We start from the raw sequence: 16635 nt of genomic DNA, 5'->3' as shown, positions 1-16635 counted from the left end.
CGGCCACTGCAAGTACACTCACGGTTCATCATCTATCCGCGGCCTGCGGACTTGCCGGCCTCGCGTCACCAACTCGACGAACTGCCGGGCATTGAGCGGATGGGCGAAGAGCCAGCCTTGGCCATAATTGACACCCTCGCTGTTGAGCAGCACTGCCTGGGCCTCGCACTCTATGCCTTCGGCTATCACCCGTAGATGAAGGTCATGGGCCATGCGAATGATATGAGGCGCCACGCCACTGCTGGCGGCATCGTGCCCGAGCGCGTCGATGAAGGCCTTGTCGATCTTCAGGCAGTCCACCGGCAAGGTCTGCAGATAAGCCAGGCTGCAGTAGCCAGTACCGAAGTCATCGATCAACACCTGATGCCCCACCGCACGAAGCGCCTGCAGGTTGTCACGGGCCACCACCACATCGATCAGCCCCCGCTCGGTAACCTCGAAGGCAATCTGGCTGGCAGCCACCCTGTGCAGTGCCAGCAACCGTGCAGCCACCCGTCCGATGCGCGGGACCATCACATCACAGGCCGCCAGGTTCACCGAGATGTAAAGGTTGCGGTGCGAACGCAGCAACTGGCCAAGTTGCTCAAGCACCCGTTGCAGGACGAAATCGGTGATCTGGCGAATCTGCCCGGTATTTTCAGCCAGCGGAATGAACAGGTCCGGGCTGGTCAGGGTCCCGTCAGGGCGCCGCCAGCGTACCAGCGCCTCAGCGCCCACACAGCGCCGGCTGTCGAGTTCGATGATCGGCTGATAGAGCACCTGCAGTTCACCGCGGCGCAAAGCGTTCTGCAATTCTGAACTCATGGAACGCCGCTGCAGGATCAGCTGCAGTACCAGCCAACCGATACAACAGGCCGCCAGAACGCTGCCTGGGAACAATAGCCAGAGCATGCCGTTCATCCGCAGTGGCAGGCTGGCTCGTGGGGCGATCAGCACGAGCTGGTAATCGGGCGATTTGGTCAGCATGCGATAGACAAGGCGGTCATGCAGTTCGAACAACGAATTGCCGCTGGGTGGCGGCCAATTGTCAGCTGGCGGCCAGACTTGTGGCGGGCCCAGTACCGGTATCGCTCTGGTGCCATTGTCCAGCACCACCAACAGGCTACCTCCGGGCGGCAGGTCAACCACGTCGGTCAAGTGCCCACGCGACGTAGAAACCAGGAAGTTGCCACGTGCAAGCATCAACGCGGCAAGGTTCTCGTTGGGTTCGGTGGTGGTATTGAGCCAATAGCTGTAAGTCGGGCCCTGGATGTCCGGAGCCCGCGTGGGCACGAAAGCCCGTGCCCCCCCGCGGTTGGAGCAGGCGACATTGACGTCTACGTATGCCGCCTCATAAATGAAACGCGAGCCCAGCCCAACTTGCTGCAACAACGCCAGCATCGCCGGGTTGCAGCCGCGCAAAGGCTGCGCCTGCAGGTCGTCGACACCCTCGCGCAACTGGCCGAAAACCTGCTCGAGGCGGTCGAGAAAACGCTCGCCCTGCGCATTCATCTGCGCACTCTCGCTCTGCTTCATCTGCTGCAGCGCAATACCGATACTGGCAGTCAGCAACACCGCAGCGCTGGCCAACGCTGCCAGAGAGGCCAGCATCCAGGGGCGGTAAAAAAATTGGCGCAACGCGGTAATCAGAGCCGACATGGGCAGCATCCAGTTGATATACAGGGTATAGCAACTGAATGGCGTATTGGCTTGGCCGTTTGGCGGAGCCCAAGGGCGCGCGGAGGATCAGCGCATCCGGTTGAGCACTTGAAGCATGGCAGCCGTCTGCGCATCGGGCATGCCGTCGAAGCGCTGTGGCCGGAAACGCATCTGGAACGCCGCAATGACATGGCGGGTAGCGACATCGAGCTGCCCGGTCTGTTCGATGGCGTAGCCGAAGCGTGCCAGCTCTTGCTGGTACCAACCCATGCTCGGTGGATTGGCGTTGAAATACGCCTGCTGGCGCGCCACGGCATTGGGCTCTGGCCATACCCCAAGCCCCGCATCGGCAAGACGCTTCCATGGGAACAACGGCCCCGGATCCAGTTTGCGCAAGGGTGCGATATCACTGTGGCCAATGATATGGCGAGGGTCGATGTTGTTACGTTTGACGATATCCTTTAGCAGCGCGATCAAAGACTGAATCTGCGCTTCGCTGTACGGATACCAGACTCGCCCATTGGGCGTGGTGTCAAAGCCTGGGTTGACGATCTCGATACCGATTGAGCTTGAGTTCAACCAGGTTCGCCCCTGCCATTGGCTGTCCCCGGCATGCCAGGCACGACGGCTTTCATCGACCAGTTGATAAACCTTGGCTGGGCCATCGCCGATCAGATAGTGGCTGCTGACCTCGCCATGGGTTAGCAGCGCCAGCGAGCGCTCCAGCGAAGCATTGGTGTAATGCAGCACGACGAACTGGATGCGGTTGTCCTGGTTGGCCGAGGGATGGCTGCGGTCGATACGCAGGCCGGTCGAACAACCGGCCAGTACGATCAGCAAAAATGCAGTGAACAACGCTTTCATGGAAGAAGCCAGGGTAATTAGCAGTGACGCATTAGCATAACGTATGCGCACCCGGCTCACCCGCTCAGCTTTGTTCCACCCGATTACGGCCCAAGTCCTTGGCCCGGTACAGCGCTGCATCAGCACGCTTGAGCACCTGATCACCGCGCTCACCCGAGCGGAATGCGCTCAAACCGATGGAGGCGGTGATAACCACCCGTTCGCCCTTGAAATGGAACGGACACGCTTCAATAGCGGCACGCAGCACCTCGGCCACTTGCGCAGCTACGGTGGGTGACGTCTGCGCCAGCAACAGTACGAACTCCTCGCCACCGAAACGGGCGATGAAATCGCGCGGCCGCAAGCGCTTGCGCAACTGGTCAGCGACAATCTTCAGTACCTTGTCACCCGCCAGATGGCCATAGCTGTCATTGATGCGCTTGAAGTGGTCCAGGTCGAGAATCGCCATCGCCAAGTGGCCGCCGTTCTCCTGCCAGGCCTGCATTTCGCGCTCTACCTGCTCGCTCCAGGCCGCGCGATTGGGCAGCCCGGTCAGCGGGTCGATCAATGCCTTCTGCCGCTGTTCCTCCAGGTGTTCGCGGTAGCCGAGGGCCTCCTGCTCCATGTTAGCGACGCGCTCGGCTAAGCCCTGAAGGCGCCCGGCGAGTTCCTGTTCGCGGCGGTCACGCTCATGCTGATGCTCATCCATGGTGCCCAGCAGCCCTTCCAGGCGGTTCTCGAGAATGTGCTTGAGGCTGTCCACATCGGCCGCCCCCTGCACGCTGCTTTGCAGGCCATCGACCTGCTCACGCAGCTGGCTGTCCAGCTCGCGCGCAGCAGAACTGTTGTCGGCATGACCGGCACTGGCTTCATGAAGGTGGCTCTGGAAGCTTTCCAGACGCTCATTGAGCTGCTGCAGGTAAGTCTCGAATTCGTGCTGCCCGCTGTCAGTGATGGCCAGCATGAGCACGGCCAGGTCATCGAGCACCGGGATCAGCTCGTACCAGTTCAGCCCCCGCGCCACGCGCTCGCGCATTTCCAGGGCTTGGGCCTTGTGGCGTTCCGGCAGGCTGAGGTCATCGAGCAGGCCGATCAGGGTTTGCTCGATATGCGCGGCAACCTGACTGTAGGGCGGCTCGACTGCGTCAGGGAGTGAATAGGGTCCGTCTTCGCCGAAGGTTTCTTCCAGGGGCTTGAGCGCTTGTGGCTCATCGACCTGTATTGGCAGCTCGGTTCGAGCGCCCTCGAGGCGCTGCGGTTGCTCAGCGCAGACGGGTGCAACCTCGACCGCCTCCTGTGCGTGCGGCTCAGGCTCGCCTGGAGCGGGCGGTGCGGCAACAGGCGTTTCAGGCACCACAGGCACCACAGGCACCACAGGCACAGGGTCATGAACCTCAGGTGCTACCAACGGCTGCAGCTCGTCGATATCCCGGGGTGGTAGATCCACCAGCACCGGCCCGTCCGGCAATGGCTGCAGTTCAGGCGCAGCGATTACAGAAGGGGCCGCCGGTTCTACAGCGTTTACACCCTGTGGTTCGCTCTCACGGTTGCCGAACAAGCGCTGCAAAAAGCCCGGCCTGGCATCCTCATCCGGCCTGTTCAGCGATGACAGCGCCCGCCCCTGCAACCCGCTCAGCTCTCCGAGCAGCGGCGGCAACTCGCGCGACTGGCTGACGCCGCCGTCGAGTTTCTTCGCCAGTTTCTTGAGCGACCGCGATACGTCACCGGACAACGGCAGGCCTTGCAGCTGCGTCACGAGCGCGGTCAGCGCATCGCTGACCTGGTTCATGCGGGTTTCGCGGCGCTGCTCGGAGTCGAGCACGGCCTTTTCAAGACGCGGGATCAACCCGGCAAGGCCGGCATCCATGTTGTCGCTGCGAATGACCTCACGCATTTCCTTCATGCATTGGTCCACCGCCTTGTCGCTGCCTTCTGCGGCCAAGGTACTGCGCACCAGGCCCCGACGCAGCAGGTCAAGCCGCGCTGCCCATCGGCGCTCCAGCTTTTCCTGCTGTTCGATGCTTTTAAGGTATTTTTCTTTCCAGCGCTCGGCTTCTTCGGTCATGCCTGGATCCGCAACGGGTGATGCATCGGTGGGCTATGGTTACACGCTGTCGGCGCACGGCTGGAACTCTTGAGTGCTCCAATGGCCTTTTGCTGATCTAGCTCAGGGCCGGAAGCGTATCCACAGTCAATGCATCAGGCAATCGGATCTCTACGGCGACCGGGAGATGGTCGGAAATAGGCTGGGCCAGCACCTCGACCCGCTCCAGGGTCAGGCTCGGGCTGAGCAGGATGTGGTCCAGGCACCGCTGCGGGCGCCAGCTGGGGAAGGTGGCTTCGACCTGAGGTGCAATCAGGCCCAGATCACGCAATGGAGAATGGTCGAGCAGGTCGTTGGCATGGGTGTTCATGTCGCCCATCAGGACCTGATGGCGGTATCCACCGATCAGTTCACGGATGTAGGCAAGCTGGCGGGCGCGGGTCCTGGCACCAAGCGCAAGATGCATCATGACCACGATCAGCGCGTCCTCGCCTTCGCCGAAGCGCACCAGGATCGCACCGCGGCCGGAGGGACCGGGCAGAGGATGATCTTCCAGCACATGCGGCTTGAGGCGGCTGAGCACCCCATTGCTGTGCTGGGCGAAATGCCCAAGGTTGCGGTTGAGCTGTTGGTACCAGTAAGGGAAGCCCCCCAACTGGGCCAGGTGCTCCACCTGATTGACGTAACCAGAACGAAGGCTGCCGCCATCTACTTCCTGCAAGGCTACCAGGTCGAAATCATTGAGCAGGTCGCCGATTTTCTGCAGATTGCCGGCGCGCCCGGTGTGCGGCAGCAGATGCTGCCAGCTGCGGGTCAGGTAATGCCGATAGCGCTCGGTACTGATGCCGACCTGAATATTGAAGCTGAGCAGCCGCAGGCGACCATCTTCCGGCAGGCCATTGGCCTGCAGATGATGCTCGTTGACCTGCGGCTGATGCAGGCCAATACCACGCGCGGCTCTGAAGCGGGGCATGGGTTCGCCGCTTACTTAGCGGCGCGCTCCTTGTCGATCAGTTGGTCAGCGACGTTCAGCACGCCTTCCGGGCCCTGAGCGGTGCCGAGGTCAAAACGGTACTTGCCGTTGACCACCATGCTAGGTACGCCGGTGATTTCGTACTTCTTCGCCAGCTCTTTGGCCTGGTTGACCTGGCCCTTGATGGCGAACGAGTTGAAGGTGGCGAGGAACTTGTCCTTGTCGACGCCCTGGGTGGCGAGGAAGTCAGCCATGTCCTGGGGATCGGTCAGGCGCTTGCGCTGGTTCTGAATGGCATCGAACACTGCGGCGTGAACCTTGTGCTCGACGCCCATGGCTTCGAGGGTCAGGAACATTTGGCCGTGGGCGTCCCATGCACCGCCGAACATCGCCGGCACACGTTTGAAGTTGACGTCCTTCGGCAGTTTTTCAACCCAAGGGTTGATCACCGGCTCGAAGTGATAGCAATGAGGGCAGCCGTACCAGAACAGCTCGACCACTTCGATCTTGCCGGGAACGGACACCGGAACAGGGTTGCTCAGCTCGAGGTACTCCTTGCCGGCCGTGGCAGGCTCCGCAGCCTGAACGGCGGACATACCGAATACGCTGGCGGCGACCAGCGCAGCGCTGAGAATCAGTTTACGCATGCTTTACTCCTGAGCAGTCTTTGGTCGCCTCGACACGACCTGTACTGAGACAGGTCGGGAAGGGCCCGAGTTCTGTAGTGTACCGGCTGCGGACTGAAAAAAGGGCGGTCCGCGCCGCCCTTTCATCTTTAGCGTTGCAGCATTAACCGAATGTTAATGCGCAGATAGCTCAGTGAAGGCCCTGGATATAACTGGCCAACGCTTCGATATCATGGTTGCTCAGCTTGCCGGCTATGGTCCGCATGGTCATGGCATCACCATCATTGGTGCGGTTGCCTTCACGGAAGTCGGTGAGCTGCTTGGTCACGTACTGCGAATGCTGGCCACCCAGGTGTGGAAAGCCGGCCAGCGCGATGCCTGCGCCATTGGGCGAATGGCACCCGGTGCAGGCAGGCATGCCTTTTTCCAGATCGCCGCCATTGAACAGCGCCCGGCCACGCTCGACCAACTTGGGGTCGGCGGCGCCGACGCTGCCTTTCTGGCTGGCGAAGTAGGCGGCGATGTCGGCCAGGTCCTGGTCATTGAAGTTGGCCAGCATGCCGGTCATCTCCAGCACGGTACGCTTGCCGGACTTTATGTCATGCAACTGTTTTTCGAGATAGCGCTGGCCCTGGCCGGCCAGTTTCGGAAAATTGGGTGCCAGGCTATTGCCGTCGGGGTTGTGGCAGGCACCACAGATGGCGGTCTTGGCCTGGCCGGCGGCGGCGTCGCCTTTGACAGGTTCTGCAGCATTGGCCGCACCTGCGACACCCATGGTCAACAGCAGACTCACGACTAGTTTGTTCATCAGCTAATCCAACACGGCTAAGGGTGAAATGTTATGTATCGGGACTGCCGCTCATCCAAAGGATGACCAAACGGTAGTCCTCGGCACTGCAGTCCCTGCACAATCCACGCGGCGGCATAGCCTTGAAACCCTGAGTCACATGTGCCATGAGTACCTCCATGCCTTGCGCCAGCCTTGGCTCCCAGGCTGCCCGGTCACCCTTCTTGGGCGCCTGTGGCAACTGCCCGGCGTGACAGGCCGCACACGTGCGGTTGTACAACGCCTCGGGATCCTGTGTAGCCTGTGCGCTGAAAAACGGCAGGAACATACCGACAGCTAGCAGCCATTTCGCCATGCGGAACGACCTGACAGGGTTGGGGGACGCGCTGCGTTCTGATGCGCGAGCTATTGTTCGACACCCCATGCCCGTTCTCCTTCGCTGGGAGAATGAGCACACAAATACTGGGGCATTATATACTTCCGCCATCCAAACGGAAACGACACCGCTTGCCGGCCTAGGCTTTGGCAACACCCACATCGGATATCCCATGCAAGTCAAGAACCCCATCCTCGGCCTCTGCCAGAAAGCCACATTCGCCCTCAGCGCTGCCAAGGTCGAACAATGCCCGGACGACCAGGGTTACGAGGTGGCTTTCGCCGGCCGTTCCAACGCCGGCAAATCCAGCGCCCTCAATACCCTGACTCATGCCAGCCTGGCGCGAACCTCGAAAACTCCAGGGCGCACCCAGCTGTTGAATTTCTTCAGTCTGGACGATGAACGGCGTTTGGTCGACCTGCCAGGTTACGGATATGCAAAAGTCCCGATCCCGCTCAAGCAGCATTGGCAGCGTCACCTGGAGGCCTACCTGGGCAGCCGCGAATGCCTGCGCGGCGTCATCCTGATGATGGATGTGCGCCACCCGATGACCGACTTCGACAAGATGATGCTCGACTGGGCCAGGGCAAGCGGCATGCCTATGCACATCCTGCTGACCAAGGCCGACAAGCTGACCCACGGCGCAGGCAAGAACACCCTGCTCAAGGTGCAGTCGGAAATCCGCAAAGGTTGGGGGGATGGCGTGACCATCCAGCTGTTCTCGGCCCCCAAGCGTCTGGGGCTGGAAGAGGCCTACAAGGTGCTGGCGGGCTGGATGGAGCTGGAAGACAAGCCGGTAGCCTGAAGCGACGTCATCGCCGGCAAGTCGGCTTCCCACCCTGTGGGGGCCGGCTTTTGGCGATAGTGCCGCCATCGTCACCCCCAAATTTCGGGCAAAAAAAACCCCGGACTTCGTATGGGGAGGGGGAAGTTCGGGGTCCAAGTCCGGACCGCTAGGGCGGGGTCCAGATATCTGCCAACACTTAACACAACATAGGAGCATCGAAGGGCTTCACCAGCCATTCAGTTACTCTGAGTTCCGCTTCACCGGTTTAGTTCCAGAGCCCTCAAAACTATTTGCGATAGTTTCATGAAACCGTAGTACTAATGGCATCGAGCCATGCCAGGATCCGCGTCGCTGCAACCCGGATCCTACACAGGTTTCCCTGCTCAATCAGTGAGCTTCGTCCCAATTCGAACCAACGCCGACTTCGACCAGCAGCGGTACATCCAGTTGCGCGGCCTTGCTCATGTGCCCGCGAATTTCATCTTTCACCTGCTCGACCAGGTCTTCGCGCACTTCAAGCACCAATTCGTCGTGTACCTGCAAGATCACACGAGCATCGAGGCCGCTTTCGCTCAGCCAGTTGTCCACGTTGACCATTGCCCGTTTGATGATGTCGGCGGCGGTACCCTGCATCGGTGCGTTGATCGCCGTGCGCTCGGCGCCCTTGCGTAGGGCCGGATTCTTGGCGTTGATGTCCGGCAGGTAAAGCCTGCGGCCGAACAAGGTCTCGACGAAGCCTTGCTCGGCAGCCTGGGCGCGGGTGCGTTCCATGTAGGCCAACACGCCTGGGTAACGGGCGAAATAGCGGTCGATGTAATCCTGCGACTGCTTGCGGTCTACGCCGATCTGCTTGGCCAGGCCGAAGGCGCTCATGCCGTAGATGAGGCCAAAGTTGATGGCTTTGGCGCTACGACGCTGATCGGTGGTGACCGCTTCCAGGGCTACGCCAAAAACTTCCGCAGCCGTGGCACGGTGCACATCCAGGTCATTGCGGAAGGCGTGCAGCAGGCCTTCGTCCTTGGCCAGGTGGGCCATGATGCGCAGTTCGATCTGCGAATAGTCCGCCGCCAGCAACTTGTAGCCCGGGCTGGCGATGAACGCCTGGCGGATACGCCGGCCTTCGGCGGTACGGATAGGGATGTTCTGCAGGTTCGGGTCGCTGGACGACAGGCGCCCAGTGGCGGCCACGGCCTGCTGGTAAGACGTATGGATCCGCCCGGTTCGCGGGTTGATCTGCCCCGGCAACTTGTCGGTGTACGTGCTCTTGAGCTTGCTCAGGCTGCGGTACTGCATCAGTACCTCCGGCAACGGGTAGCCTTGCTCGGCCAACTCGTCCAGTACTGCTTCGGCCGTGGAAGGCTGGCCCTTGGCGGTCTTGCTCAACACCGGCATGCCAAGCTTGTCGTAGAGGATCGAGCCGAGCTGTTTGGGCGAGCCGAGGTTGAATTCCTCACCCGCCAGCTCGAAGGCCCGACGCTCGAGTTCGGCCATTTTCACGCCCAGCTCACCGCTCTGTATCTGTAACAGGGCGGCATCAACCAGCGCGCCCTGGCGCTCGATCTTGGCCAGCACCGGCACCAGCGGCATTTCGATATCCATCAGCACCGGCTGCACGCTCGGTGTCTGCGCAAGGCGGGCCTGCAGCGCCTGATGCAGGCGCAGGGTAATGTCGGCATCTTCGGCGGCGTAAGGGCCGGCCTTGTCCAGGTGGATCTGGTTGAAGGTCAGCTGTTTGGCGCCTTTGCCGGCGATGTCTTCGAACGCGATGGTGGCGTGGTCGAGATACTTCTGCGCCAGGCTGTCCATATCATGACGGGTCGCAGTGGAGTTGAGCACATACGATTCAAGCATGGTGTCATAGGCAACGCCCTGCATCTGGATCGCCGGCGAGCCATTGGCAAGGATGTTGATATCGTATTTGGCGTTCTGCCCTACCTTTGCCTTGGCCGGGTCTTGCAGGAGCGGCTTCAATGCCAGCAACACGGCTTCGCGATCCAGTTGCACCGGCGCGCCTTCATAGTCGTGTGCCAACGGTACGTAAGCCGCTTCATGGGGTTCGACAGCGAAGGACAGGCCGACCAGCTGTGCCTTTTGCGCATCGAGGCTGGTGGTCTCGGTATCGAAAGCGAACAGCGGCGCCTGACGCAGCTTTTCCAGCCAGGCATCGAAGCGAGCCTGATCGAGGATGGTTTCGTATTTCGGCTCGACCGTGGCCGCAGGCGCCTGCACAGGCGCAACTTCATCGCCGGCTCTGGCCGCGTCCCGCTGAACGTCGGCGATCCAGCTCTTGAATTCCATCTCGGTATAAAGCGCCAGCAGCGCTTCACGGTCCGGCTCGCCGCACACCAGGGCGTCCACTTCGATATCCAGCGGCACGTCGACTTTGATGGTCGCCAGTTCGTAGGACAAAAACGCCGCGTCACGGTGTTCTTCGAGCTTGGCCGGCAGGGTCTTGGCGCCACGAATCGCCAGTGCCGGCACCTTGTCCAGGTTGGCGTACAGGTCGCTGAGGCCGCCGCCGATACCGGTCAGCAGCCCTACTGCGGTTTTTTCACCGACCCCAGGTACGCCTGGGATGTTGTCGACCTTGTCGCCCATCAGGGCGAGGAAGTCGATGATGTGCTCCGGGCCGACGCCGAACTTCTCATGCACGCCAGCCACATCCAGCACACTGCCCGTCATGGTGTTGACCAGGGTAACGTGGCCGTCCACCAGCTGCGCCATATCCTTGTCACCGGTCGAGATGATCACTGGCCGCCCCTGTGCTGCACTGCTGCGCGCCAGCGTACCGATCACGTCGTCGGCCTCGACCCCTTCGACACACAGCAGCGGGTAACCCAGAGCCTTGACGCTGGCATGCAGCGGCTCCACCTGCACCCGCAGGTCGTCCGGCATGCTGGGGCGGTTGGCCTTGTACTCGGCGAACATGGCATCGCGAAAGGTACCGCCCTTGGCATCGAACACCACGGCGAACAGGCTGTCGGGGTATTGCTTGCGCAGGCTCTTGAGCATGTTCAACACACCCTTGACCGCGCCGGTGGGCATGCCCTTGGAAGTGGTCAGCGGGGGCAGCGCGTGGAAGGCGCGGTAAAGGTAGGAGGAACCGTCCACCAGGACGAGGGGCGCTTGGCTCATGAGCAGAATCAACCTTTTCGGCGGGTCCGGAGCTAGAATAGCCGGATCAATGACGACAAAGGGACAAGGTTATCATGCGTACACTCAATCGCCTGTTACTGCTCAGCCTGTTGGCAACCATGCCAGTCGTCACCCTGGCGGCGGACGACGCCCCCTCGGCAGATCCCGAGGTGACCATTCGCACGGAAGGCGATAAAACCATCCAGGAATACCGGCAGAACGGCTTCCTGTATGCGATCAAGATCACGCCGAAAAACGGCAAGCCTTATTTTCTGGTACGCGCCGATGGCTCTGATGGCAATTTCATTCGTTCCGACCAACCGGACATGCTGATACCGTCCTGGAAGATCTTCGAGTGGTAATCTGACGCGTACCGTTCACATCAACCTGGCACTTCCCGGCGGAAGTGCCCGTATGGGCATTCTTTCATCATGTCAGTCTTCACCCCCGTGACCCGGCCTGAGCTGGAAACCTTTCTGGCGCCGTATCAGCTGGGCCGTCTGCTCGATTTCCAGGGCATTGCCGCCGGCACCGAAAACAGCAACTTCTTCGTCAGCCTCGAACAGGGGGAGTTCGTCCTGACGCTGATCGAGCGCGGCCCCAGCGAGGACATGCCGTTCTTCATCGAACTGCTAGACACGCTGCACGCCGCCGATATGCCGGTGCCTTACGCCATACGTGACCGTGACGGCAATGGCCTGCGCGAGCTGTGCGGCAAGCCGGCACTGCTGCAACCAAGGCTGTCGGGCAAGCACATCAAGGCGCCGAACAACCAGCACTGCGCCCAGGTAGGTGAGCTGCTGGCGCATATCCACCTGGCCACCCGCGAGCACGTCATCGAGCGCAAGACCGATCGCGGCCTGGACTGGATGCTCGCCAGCGGTGCCGAGCTGATGCCGCGCCTCACGGCAGAACAGGTTGCCCTGTTGCAGCCGGCGCTGGACGAAATCATCGCGCACAAGGCGCAGATCCTGGCATTGCCGCGGGCCAACCTGCATGCCGACCTGTTCCGCGACAACGTGATGTTCGAAGGCACCCATCTGACCGGCGTGATCGACTTCTACAATGCCTGCTCGGGGCCGATGCTGTACGACATCGCCATCACCGTGAATGACTGGTGCCTGGATGAAACCGGCGCGATCGATATGCCTCGTGCCCAGGCCCTGCTGGCGGCCTATGCAGCGCTACGGCCGTTCACGGCAGCCGAGGCCGAGCTCTGGCCACAGATGTTGCGGGTCGGGTGCGTGCGCTTCTGGCTGTCGCGTTTGATCGCGGCCGAGTCGTTTGCCGGGATGGATGTGATGATCCATGACCCGAGCGAGTTCGAGGTGCGTCTGGCGCAGCGCCAGCAAGTGGCTTTGCACCTGCCGTTCGCGCTCTGACCGAAGCGCCACCGCTCTCGGTAGGAGCGGCCTTGTGTCGCGAAAGGGCTGCGCAGCAGCCCCAGACATATCTGCGGCAGCGCGATATCCGGGGCCGCTTTGCGGCCCTTTCGCGACACAAGGCCGCTCCTACAGCGCCTATGCAAATGGCTTAAAGCTGCTCCAGGCACCCTGCCAGCTCACCGCTCAGCTTTTCCAGCAAACGCTCGTAGCCCTTGGCATCCACTGGGTCATTCCCGCCCAACGCATCCAGCTCAGCCAAGCGCACCGGCAGCCCGGCCGTCAGCGTCTCAGCCAAGCGCGGTCGCAGCGGCGGCTCACTGAACACACAGGTCTTGCCCACTTCCTGCAGACGCTTGCGCATGGCAGCGACATGCTGCGCCCCCGGCTGCACTTCGGCCGCCACGCTGAACACACCCGCGTGCTTGAGCCCATAAGCAGACTCGAAGTAGTCAAACGCTTCGTGGAACACGAAGTAAGGTTTGTCGGCAATACCCGCCACCCGGGCCTTGATGCGTGCATCCAGGCTATCGAGGCGTGCAGTGAAGGCCTTCAGGTTGCTCTGGTAGCGCGCGGCATTGGCAGGGTCCGCCGACGCCAGGTCCGCCGCCATCTTCGCCGCAATCACCCGGGCGTTAACTGACGACAACCATAAATGCGCGTCCAGGCTGCCCGGACGATGATCGTGGTCATGCTCATCGTGGTCTTCTTCATCGTGTGAATGGCTGTCCTCGCCAAAGTGGCGCAACTGCATGCCCGGCAGCGACTGAACAGCCACGACAGGTTTGCTGCGGCTGCCCAACACCCGCGGCAGGAAACCTTCCATGTCGGGGCCGATCCAGTACAGCAGGTCGGCATCGCCGACGCGGCGCACGTCGGATGGGCGCAGGGCATAGTGGTGCGGCGAGGCGCCAGGAGGCAGCAGCACCTCGGGGCTACCAACCCCGCCCTGCACAGCGGCGGCAATCTGCTGCAACGGTTTGATACTGGTCAGCACACGCACGTCGGCTTGCGCCGAGCAGGCGATAAAAGCGACAAAAAGCACAAGCAATCGGGACACAGTGAATACTCGACTCGTCAGAAACAGGTAACATAATAACGTCTCCATCCAGAACCGTCGCTGCTCATGTCCATCACGCCGCTGGCCCACCGTCCCCACGATCACTCTCATTGCGTGCACAGCGCCCTGACCGAGGCCGAGGTGCTGTGCACCCGCCAGGGCCTGCGCCTGACCGCACTGCGCCGGCGTGTGCTGGAGCTGGTATGGCAAAGCCACAAGCCGCTGGGCGCCTACGACATCCTCGCCGTGCTCAGCGAACAGGATGGCCGGCGTGCTGCGCCACCAACCGTTTATCGGGCGCTGGATTTCCTGCTGGAAAACGGCCTGGTACACCGCATCGCTTCACTCAACGCCTTCATCGGTTGCAGCCACCCCGAGCACGCGCACCAGGGCCAGTTCCTGATCTGCCGCGAATGCCACGTCGCCATCGAACTGGAGCAGGACAGCATCAGCGATGCGATCATCGCCAGCGCCAAAGGCGTGGGTTTCAGCGTGGAAACGCAGACGGTGGAAATCGTCGGCCTGTGCGGCAATTGCCGGGGCGCCGCATGAGCGATGCACTGATCCGTCTGGAGCAAGTCGGCGTCACGTTCGGCGGCGAGGCCGTGCTCGACAGCATCGACCTGTCGGTGGCACCCGGCCAGATCGTCACCCTGATCGGGCCCAACGGCGCAGGCAAGACTACCTTGGTCCGTGCTGTGCTCGGGCTGCTCAAGCCGCACCGCGGCACAGTGTGGCGCAAGCCGAAACTGCGTATCGGCTACATGCCGCAAAAAATCCAGGTGGACGCCACGCTGCCGTTGTCGGTGCTGCGCTTTCTGCGCCTGGTACCCGGTGTAGACCGGCAGGCAGCGTTGTCGGCACTGCAGGAAGTGGGCGCCGAACAGGTCATCGACAGCCCGATCCAGACCATTTCCGGCGGCGAGATGCAGCGCGTGCTGCTGGCCAGGGCGCTGCTGCGCGAGCCCCAGCTGCTGGTACTGGATGAGCCGGTACAAGGCGTCGACGTGGTCGGCCAGACCGAGCTGTACAACCTCATCACTCGCCTGCGCGACCGCCATGGTTGCGGGGTATTGATGGTCTCGCACGATCTGCACCTGGTGATGAGCGCCACCGACCAGGTGGTCTGCCTCAACCGGCATGTGTGCTGCTCCGGCCACCCCGAGCAGGTCAGCAACGACCCCGCCTTCGTCGAACTGTTCGGCCAGAACGCACCGAGCCTGGCCGTCTACCACCACCACCACGATCACAGCCACGACCTGCATGGCTCGGTGGTCGCCCCTGGCACCCATGTTCACGGAGACCACTGCAAGCATGGCTGATTTTCTTCTTTACGCCCTGCTCGCGGGTCTTTCCCTGGCGCTGGTGGCTGGCCCGCTGGGCTCCTTCGTGGTGTGGCGGCGCATGGCCTATTTCGGCGATACCTTGTCCCACGCAGCGCTGCTGGGCGTGGCCATGGGCTTCGTGCTGGACGTCAGCCCGGCGCTGGCGGTAACCGTGGGGTGCCTGTTGCTGGCGTTGCTGCTGGTAACCCTGCAGCAACGCCAGCCATTGGCGTCCGACACCCTGCTCGGCATCCTCGCGCCCAGCACCTTGTCGCTGGGCCTGGTGGTGCTGAGCTTCATGCACGACGTACGCATCGACCTGATGGCCTACCTGTTCGGCGACTTGCTGGCCATCAGTACCACTGACCTGGCCTGGATCCTGGGCGGCAGTGCGCTGGTACTGCTGCTGCTTGCAGTCCTTTGGCGACCGTTGCTGGCGGTTACCGTCCACGAAGAGCTGGCCATGGTTGAAGGCCTGCCGGTCGCTGGCCTGCGCCTGGCGCTGATGCTGCTGATTGCCGTGGTCATCGCCGTCGCCATGAAGATCGTCGGCGTGCTGTTGATCACCTCCCTGCTGATCATCCCTGCCGCTGCGGCACAGCGCCACGCGCGCTCGCCGGAGCAGATGGCAGTGGGGGCCAGCCTGCTGGGCGTCACGGCCGTCTGCGGCGGCCTGGCCATGTCCTGGTTCAAGGACACCCCGGCCGGCCCATCGATCGTGGTCTGCGCGGCAGTGCTATTCTTGCTGAGCCTGGCCCTGCCCAAACGCTGAAAACCGGGGTGCGCCATGGCACACCCTGCAACCTTTTCGCGGGTAAAGGGTCTGTAAGACTTGTTTTCGAGCGTGCGCACCTGGGTGTAGACTTGCTCGCTTTTTGCGCAAATAGAGAGTCGCAGGAATGAAGCCGTTCGCATCCCGTTATCTGCTTGTTGCCGCGTTTTCCCTGTTCCTGGCCGCTTGTTCAAGTGCGCCGGTCGAGCAGCCCGGTGCACCTGCCCAAGCCGATGCCTGGCAGCAGCTGCAGCAAAGTATCAACAGCAATGAACTGGCCACAGCCGAAGATCAGCTTGCCTCGCTGCAGGCTCAATCGCCCGACGATGGCCGCCTGGAACAGTACCAGCGGCAGTTGGCTGAGGCTTACCTCAAACGCAGCCAGATCGTCCTTCAGAAGGGTGACGTCAACGCTGCCGCAACCGCGCTGGCACGTGCCCGCGCACTGATGCCGCAGGCACCTGCCGTGACTGGCGGTGACGCGGTCTCACAGGCACGCAAGGCTGAGCTGGAAAAAGCCGAGGCCGCCCTGAAGGCTGCCGAGGCCAAGCCCAAGGCGCGGGTGATCGACCCGACCGCGCCTAGCACGGTCATTGCACTGAAGACCACGGACATCCGGGCCATGCGCCGGCAGCTCGATGAAATTGCCACTGATGTGGTGAATTATCAGTGCGACGTGGTGTTCCAGGTACCTCGCACCGAAGATGCGCCTTGGTTGAAGACCTTGCTGGAAAAGCGGGTTCGCAAGATCGACAGCGGCTTCGCACTTGAGCAAAAACACGAGATTCAGCGCAAGTTGCCCGCTCAGGTGGTATTGGTACCGCATCAGCGTTGACACTTCTGGGGGCCCATCGCCGGCAGCCGGCGATGGGTACCAACGCAGCGTC

Annotated in this window: 16 protein-coding genes; 7 read left to right on the top strand and 9 right to left on the bottom strand. The window is 61.9% G+C overall.

Annotated elements, in window-relative coordinates; genetic code table 11:
- Positions 1 to 18: 18 nt before the first annotated feature.
- The 7 genes from IWW33_RS11895 to IWW33_RS11865 all read right to left on the bottom strand — a co-directional run bounded on the left by IWW33_RS11895 (position 19) and on the right by IWW33_RS11865 (position 7266).
- Positions 19 to 1638, bottom strand: a complete 1620-nt coding sequence (locus IWW33_RS11895; RefSeq protein ID WP_046786734.1) for an EAL domain-containing protein — start codon at positions 1636 to 1638, stop codon at positions 19 to 21.
- A gap of 87 nt (positions 1639 to 1725) precedes the next feature.
- The gene (locus tag IWW33_RS11890) at positions 1726 to 2514 is read right to left on the bottom strand and encodes an N-acetylmuramoyl-L-alanine amidase (protein WP_115275451.1); all 789 of its coding nucleotides are present in this window, start codon (positions 2512 to 2514) and stop codon (positions 1726 to 1728) included.
- A gap of 52 nt (positions 2515 to 2566) precedes the next feature.
- Positions 2567 to 4546: a GGDEF domain-containing protein gene (locus IWW33_RS11885; RefSeq protein ID WP_174142394.1), complete on the bottom strand. Its 1980-nt coding sequence runs from the start codon at positions 4544 to 4546 to the stop codon at positions 2567 to 2569.
- A gap of 97 nt (positions 4547 to 4643) precedes the next feature.
- Entirely contained in the window at positions 4644 to 5498 is an 855-nt protein-coding gene (locus IWW33_RS11880) for an endonuclease/exonuclease/phosphatase family protein (protein ID WP_174142393.1), read from the bottom strand.
- A gap of 11 nt (positions 5499 to 5509) precedes the next feature.
- The gene (gene dsbA, locus IWW33_RS11875; protein ID WP_039602079.1) at positions 5510 to 6145 is read right to left on the bottom strand and encodes a thiol:disulfide interchange protein DsbA; all 636 of its coding nucleotides are present in this window, start codon (positions 6143 to 6145) and stop codon (positions 5510 to 5512) included.
- A 169-nt stretch (positions 6146 to 6314) separates the two neighbouring features.
- On the bottom strand, positions 6315 to 6932 hold the full coding sequence (locus IWW33_RS11870; protein WP_115273175.1) for a c-type cytochrome: 618 nt from the start codon (positions 6930 to 6932) through the stop codon (positions 6315 to 6317).
- A 31-nt stretch (positions 6933 to 6963) separates the two neighbouring features.
- Positions 6964 to 7266 (bottom strand): c-type cytochrome, encoded by a 303-nt coding sequence (locus IWW33_RS11865; RefSeq protein ID WP_046786739.1) that lies wholly within the window; start codon positions 7264 to 7266, stop codon positions 6964 to 6966.
- A 193-nt stretch (positions 7267 to 7459) separates the two neighbouring features.
- On the opposite strand from IWW33_RS11865, the gene yihA reads away from it, so the two are divergent.
- Positions 7460 to 8092, top strand: a complete 633-nt coding sequence (gene yihA, locus IWW33_RS11860) for a ribosome biogenesis GTP-binding protein YihA/YsxC (protein ID WP_012316856.1) — start codon at positions 7460 to 7462, stop codon at positions 8090 to 8092.
- A 369-nt stretch (positions 8093 to 8461) separates the two neighbouring features.
- On the opposite strand, the gene polA is transcribed toward yihA, so the two are convergent.
- Positions 8462 to 11209, bottom strand: coding sequence for a DNA polymerase I (gene polA / locus IWW33_RS11855; protein WP_046786740.1), 2748 nt, complete (start codon positions 11207 to 11209; stop codon positions 8462 to 8464).
- Positions 11210 to 11283: 74 nt separating this feature from the next.
- Between polA and IWW33_RS11850 the strand changes: the two genes are divergently transcribed.
- Together IWW33_RS11850 and IWW33_RS11845 are read left to right on the top strand one after the other, a co-directional pair.
- Positions 11284 to 11571, top strand: a complete 288-nt coding sequence (locus IWW33_RS11850) for a DUF2782 domain-containing protein (RefSeq protein ID WP_012316858.1) — start codon at positions 11284 to 11286, stop codon at positions 11569 to 11571.
- A 69-nt stretch (positions 11572 to 11640) separates the two neighbouring features.
- Positions 11641 to 12591: a homoserine kinase gene (locus tag IWW33_RS11845; RefSeq protein WP_012316859.1), complete on the top strand. Its 951-nt coding sequence runs from the start codon at positions 11641 to 11643 to the stop codon at positions 12589 to 12591.
- 151 nt (positions 12592 to 12742) lie between these two features.
- Here the strand turns inward: IWW33_RS11845 and IWW33_RS11840 are convergent, their stop codons facing one another.
- Entirely contained in the window at positions 12743 to 13699 is a 957-nt protein-coding gene (locus IWW33_RS11840; RefSeq protein WP_174142392.1) for a zinc ABC transporter substrate-binding protein, read from the bottom strand.
- A gap of 18 nt (positions 13700 to 13717) precedes the next feature.
- On the opposite strand from IWW33_RS11840, the gene zur reads away from it, so the two are divergent.
- From zur to IWW33_RS11820, 4 genes are all read left to right on the top strand, one after another.
- A complete protein-coding gene (zur, locus tag IWW33_RS11835; RefSeq protein ID WP_046786742.1) occupies positions 13718 to 14203 on the top strand; it encodes a zinc uptake transcriptional repressor Zur in 486 nt (161 codons plus the stop codon).
- Positions 14200 to 14973: a zinc ABC transporter ATP-binding protein ZnuC gene (znuC, locus tag IWW33_RS11830; RefSeq protein ID WP_046786743.1), complete on the top strand. Its 774-nt coding sequence runs from the start codon at positions 14200 to 14202 to the stop codon at positions 14971 to 14973. Before zur ends, znuC begins: the two co-directional genes overlap by 4 nt.
- The gene (znuB, locus tag IWW33_RS11825) at positions 14966 to 15748 is read left to right on the top strand and encodes a zinc ABC transporter permease subunit ZnuB (protein WP_046786744.1); all 783 of its coding nucleotides are present in this window, start codon (positions 14966 to 14968) and stop codon (positions 15746 to 15748) included. The genes znuC and znuB overlap by 8 nt, the downstream gene beginning before the upstream one ends.
- Positions 15749 to 15875: 127 nt before the next feature.
- On the top strand, positions 15876 to 16583 hold the full coding sequence (locus IWW33_RS11820; protein WP_115273177.1) for a PA5502 family lipoprotein: 708 nt from the start codon (positions 15876 to 15878) through the stop codon (positions 16581 to 16583).
- Positions 16584 to 16635 lie beyond the last annotated feature (52 nt).

It is taken from the genome of Pseudomonas sp. M2 (genome assembly GCF_015751845.1).
Classification (GTDB): Bacteria; Pseudomonadota; Gammaproteobacteria; order Pseudomonadales; family Pseudomonadaceae; genus Aquipseudomonas; species Aquipseudomonas putida_E.
The sequence above is the reverse complement of the archived record's forward strand: the minus strand, read 5'-3'. Positions and strand labels throughout refer to the sequence as shown.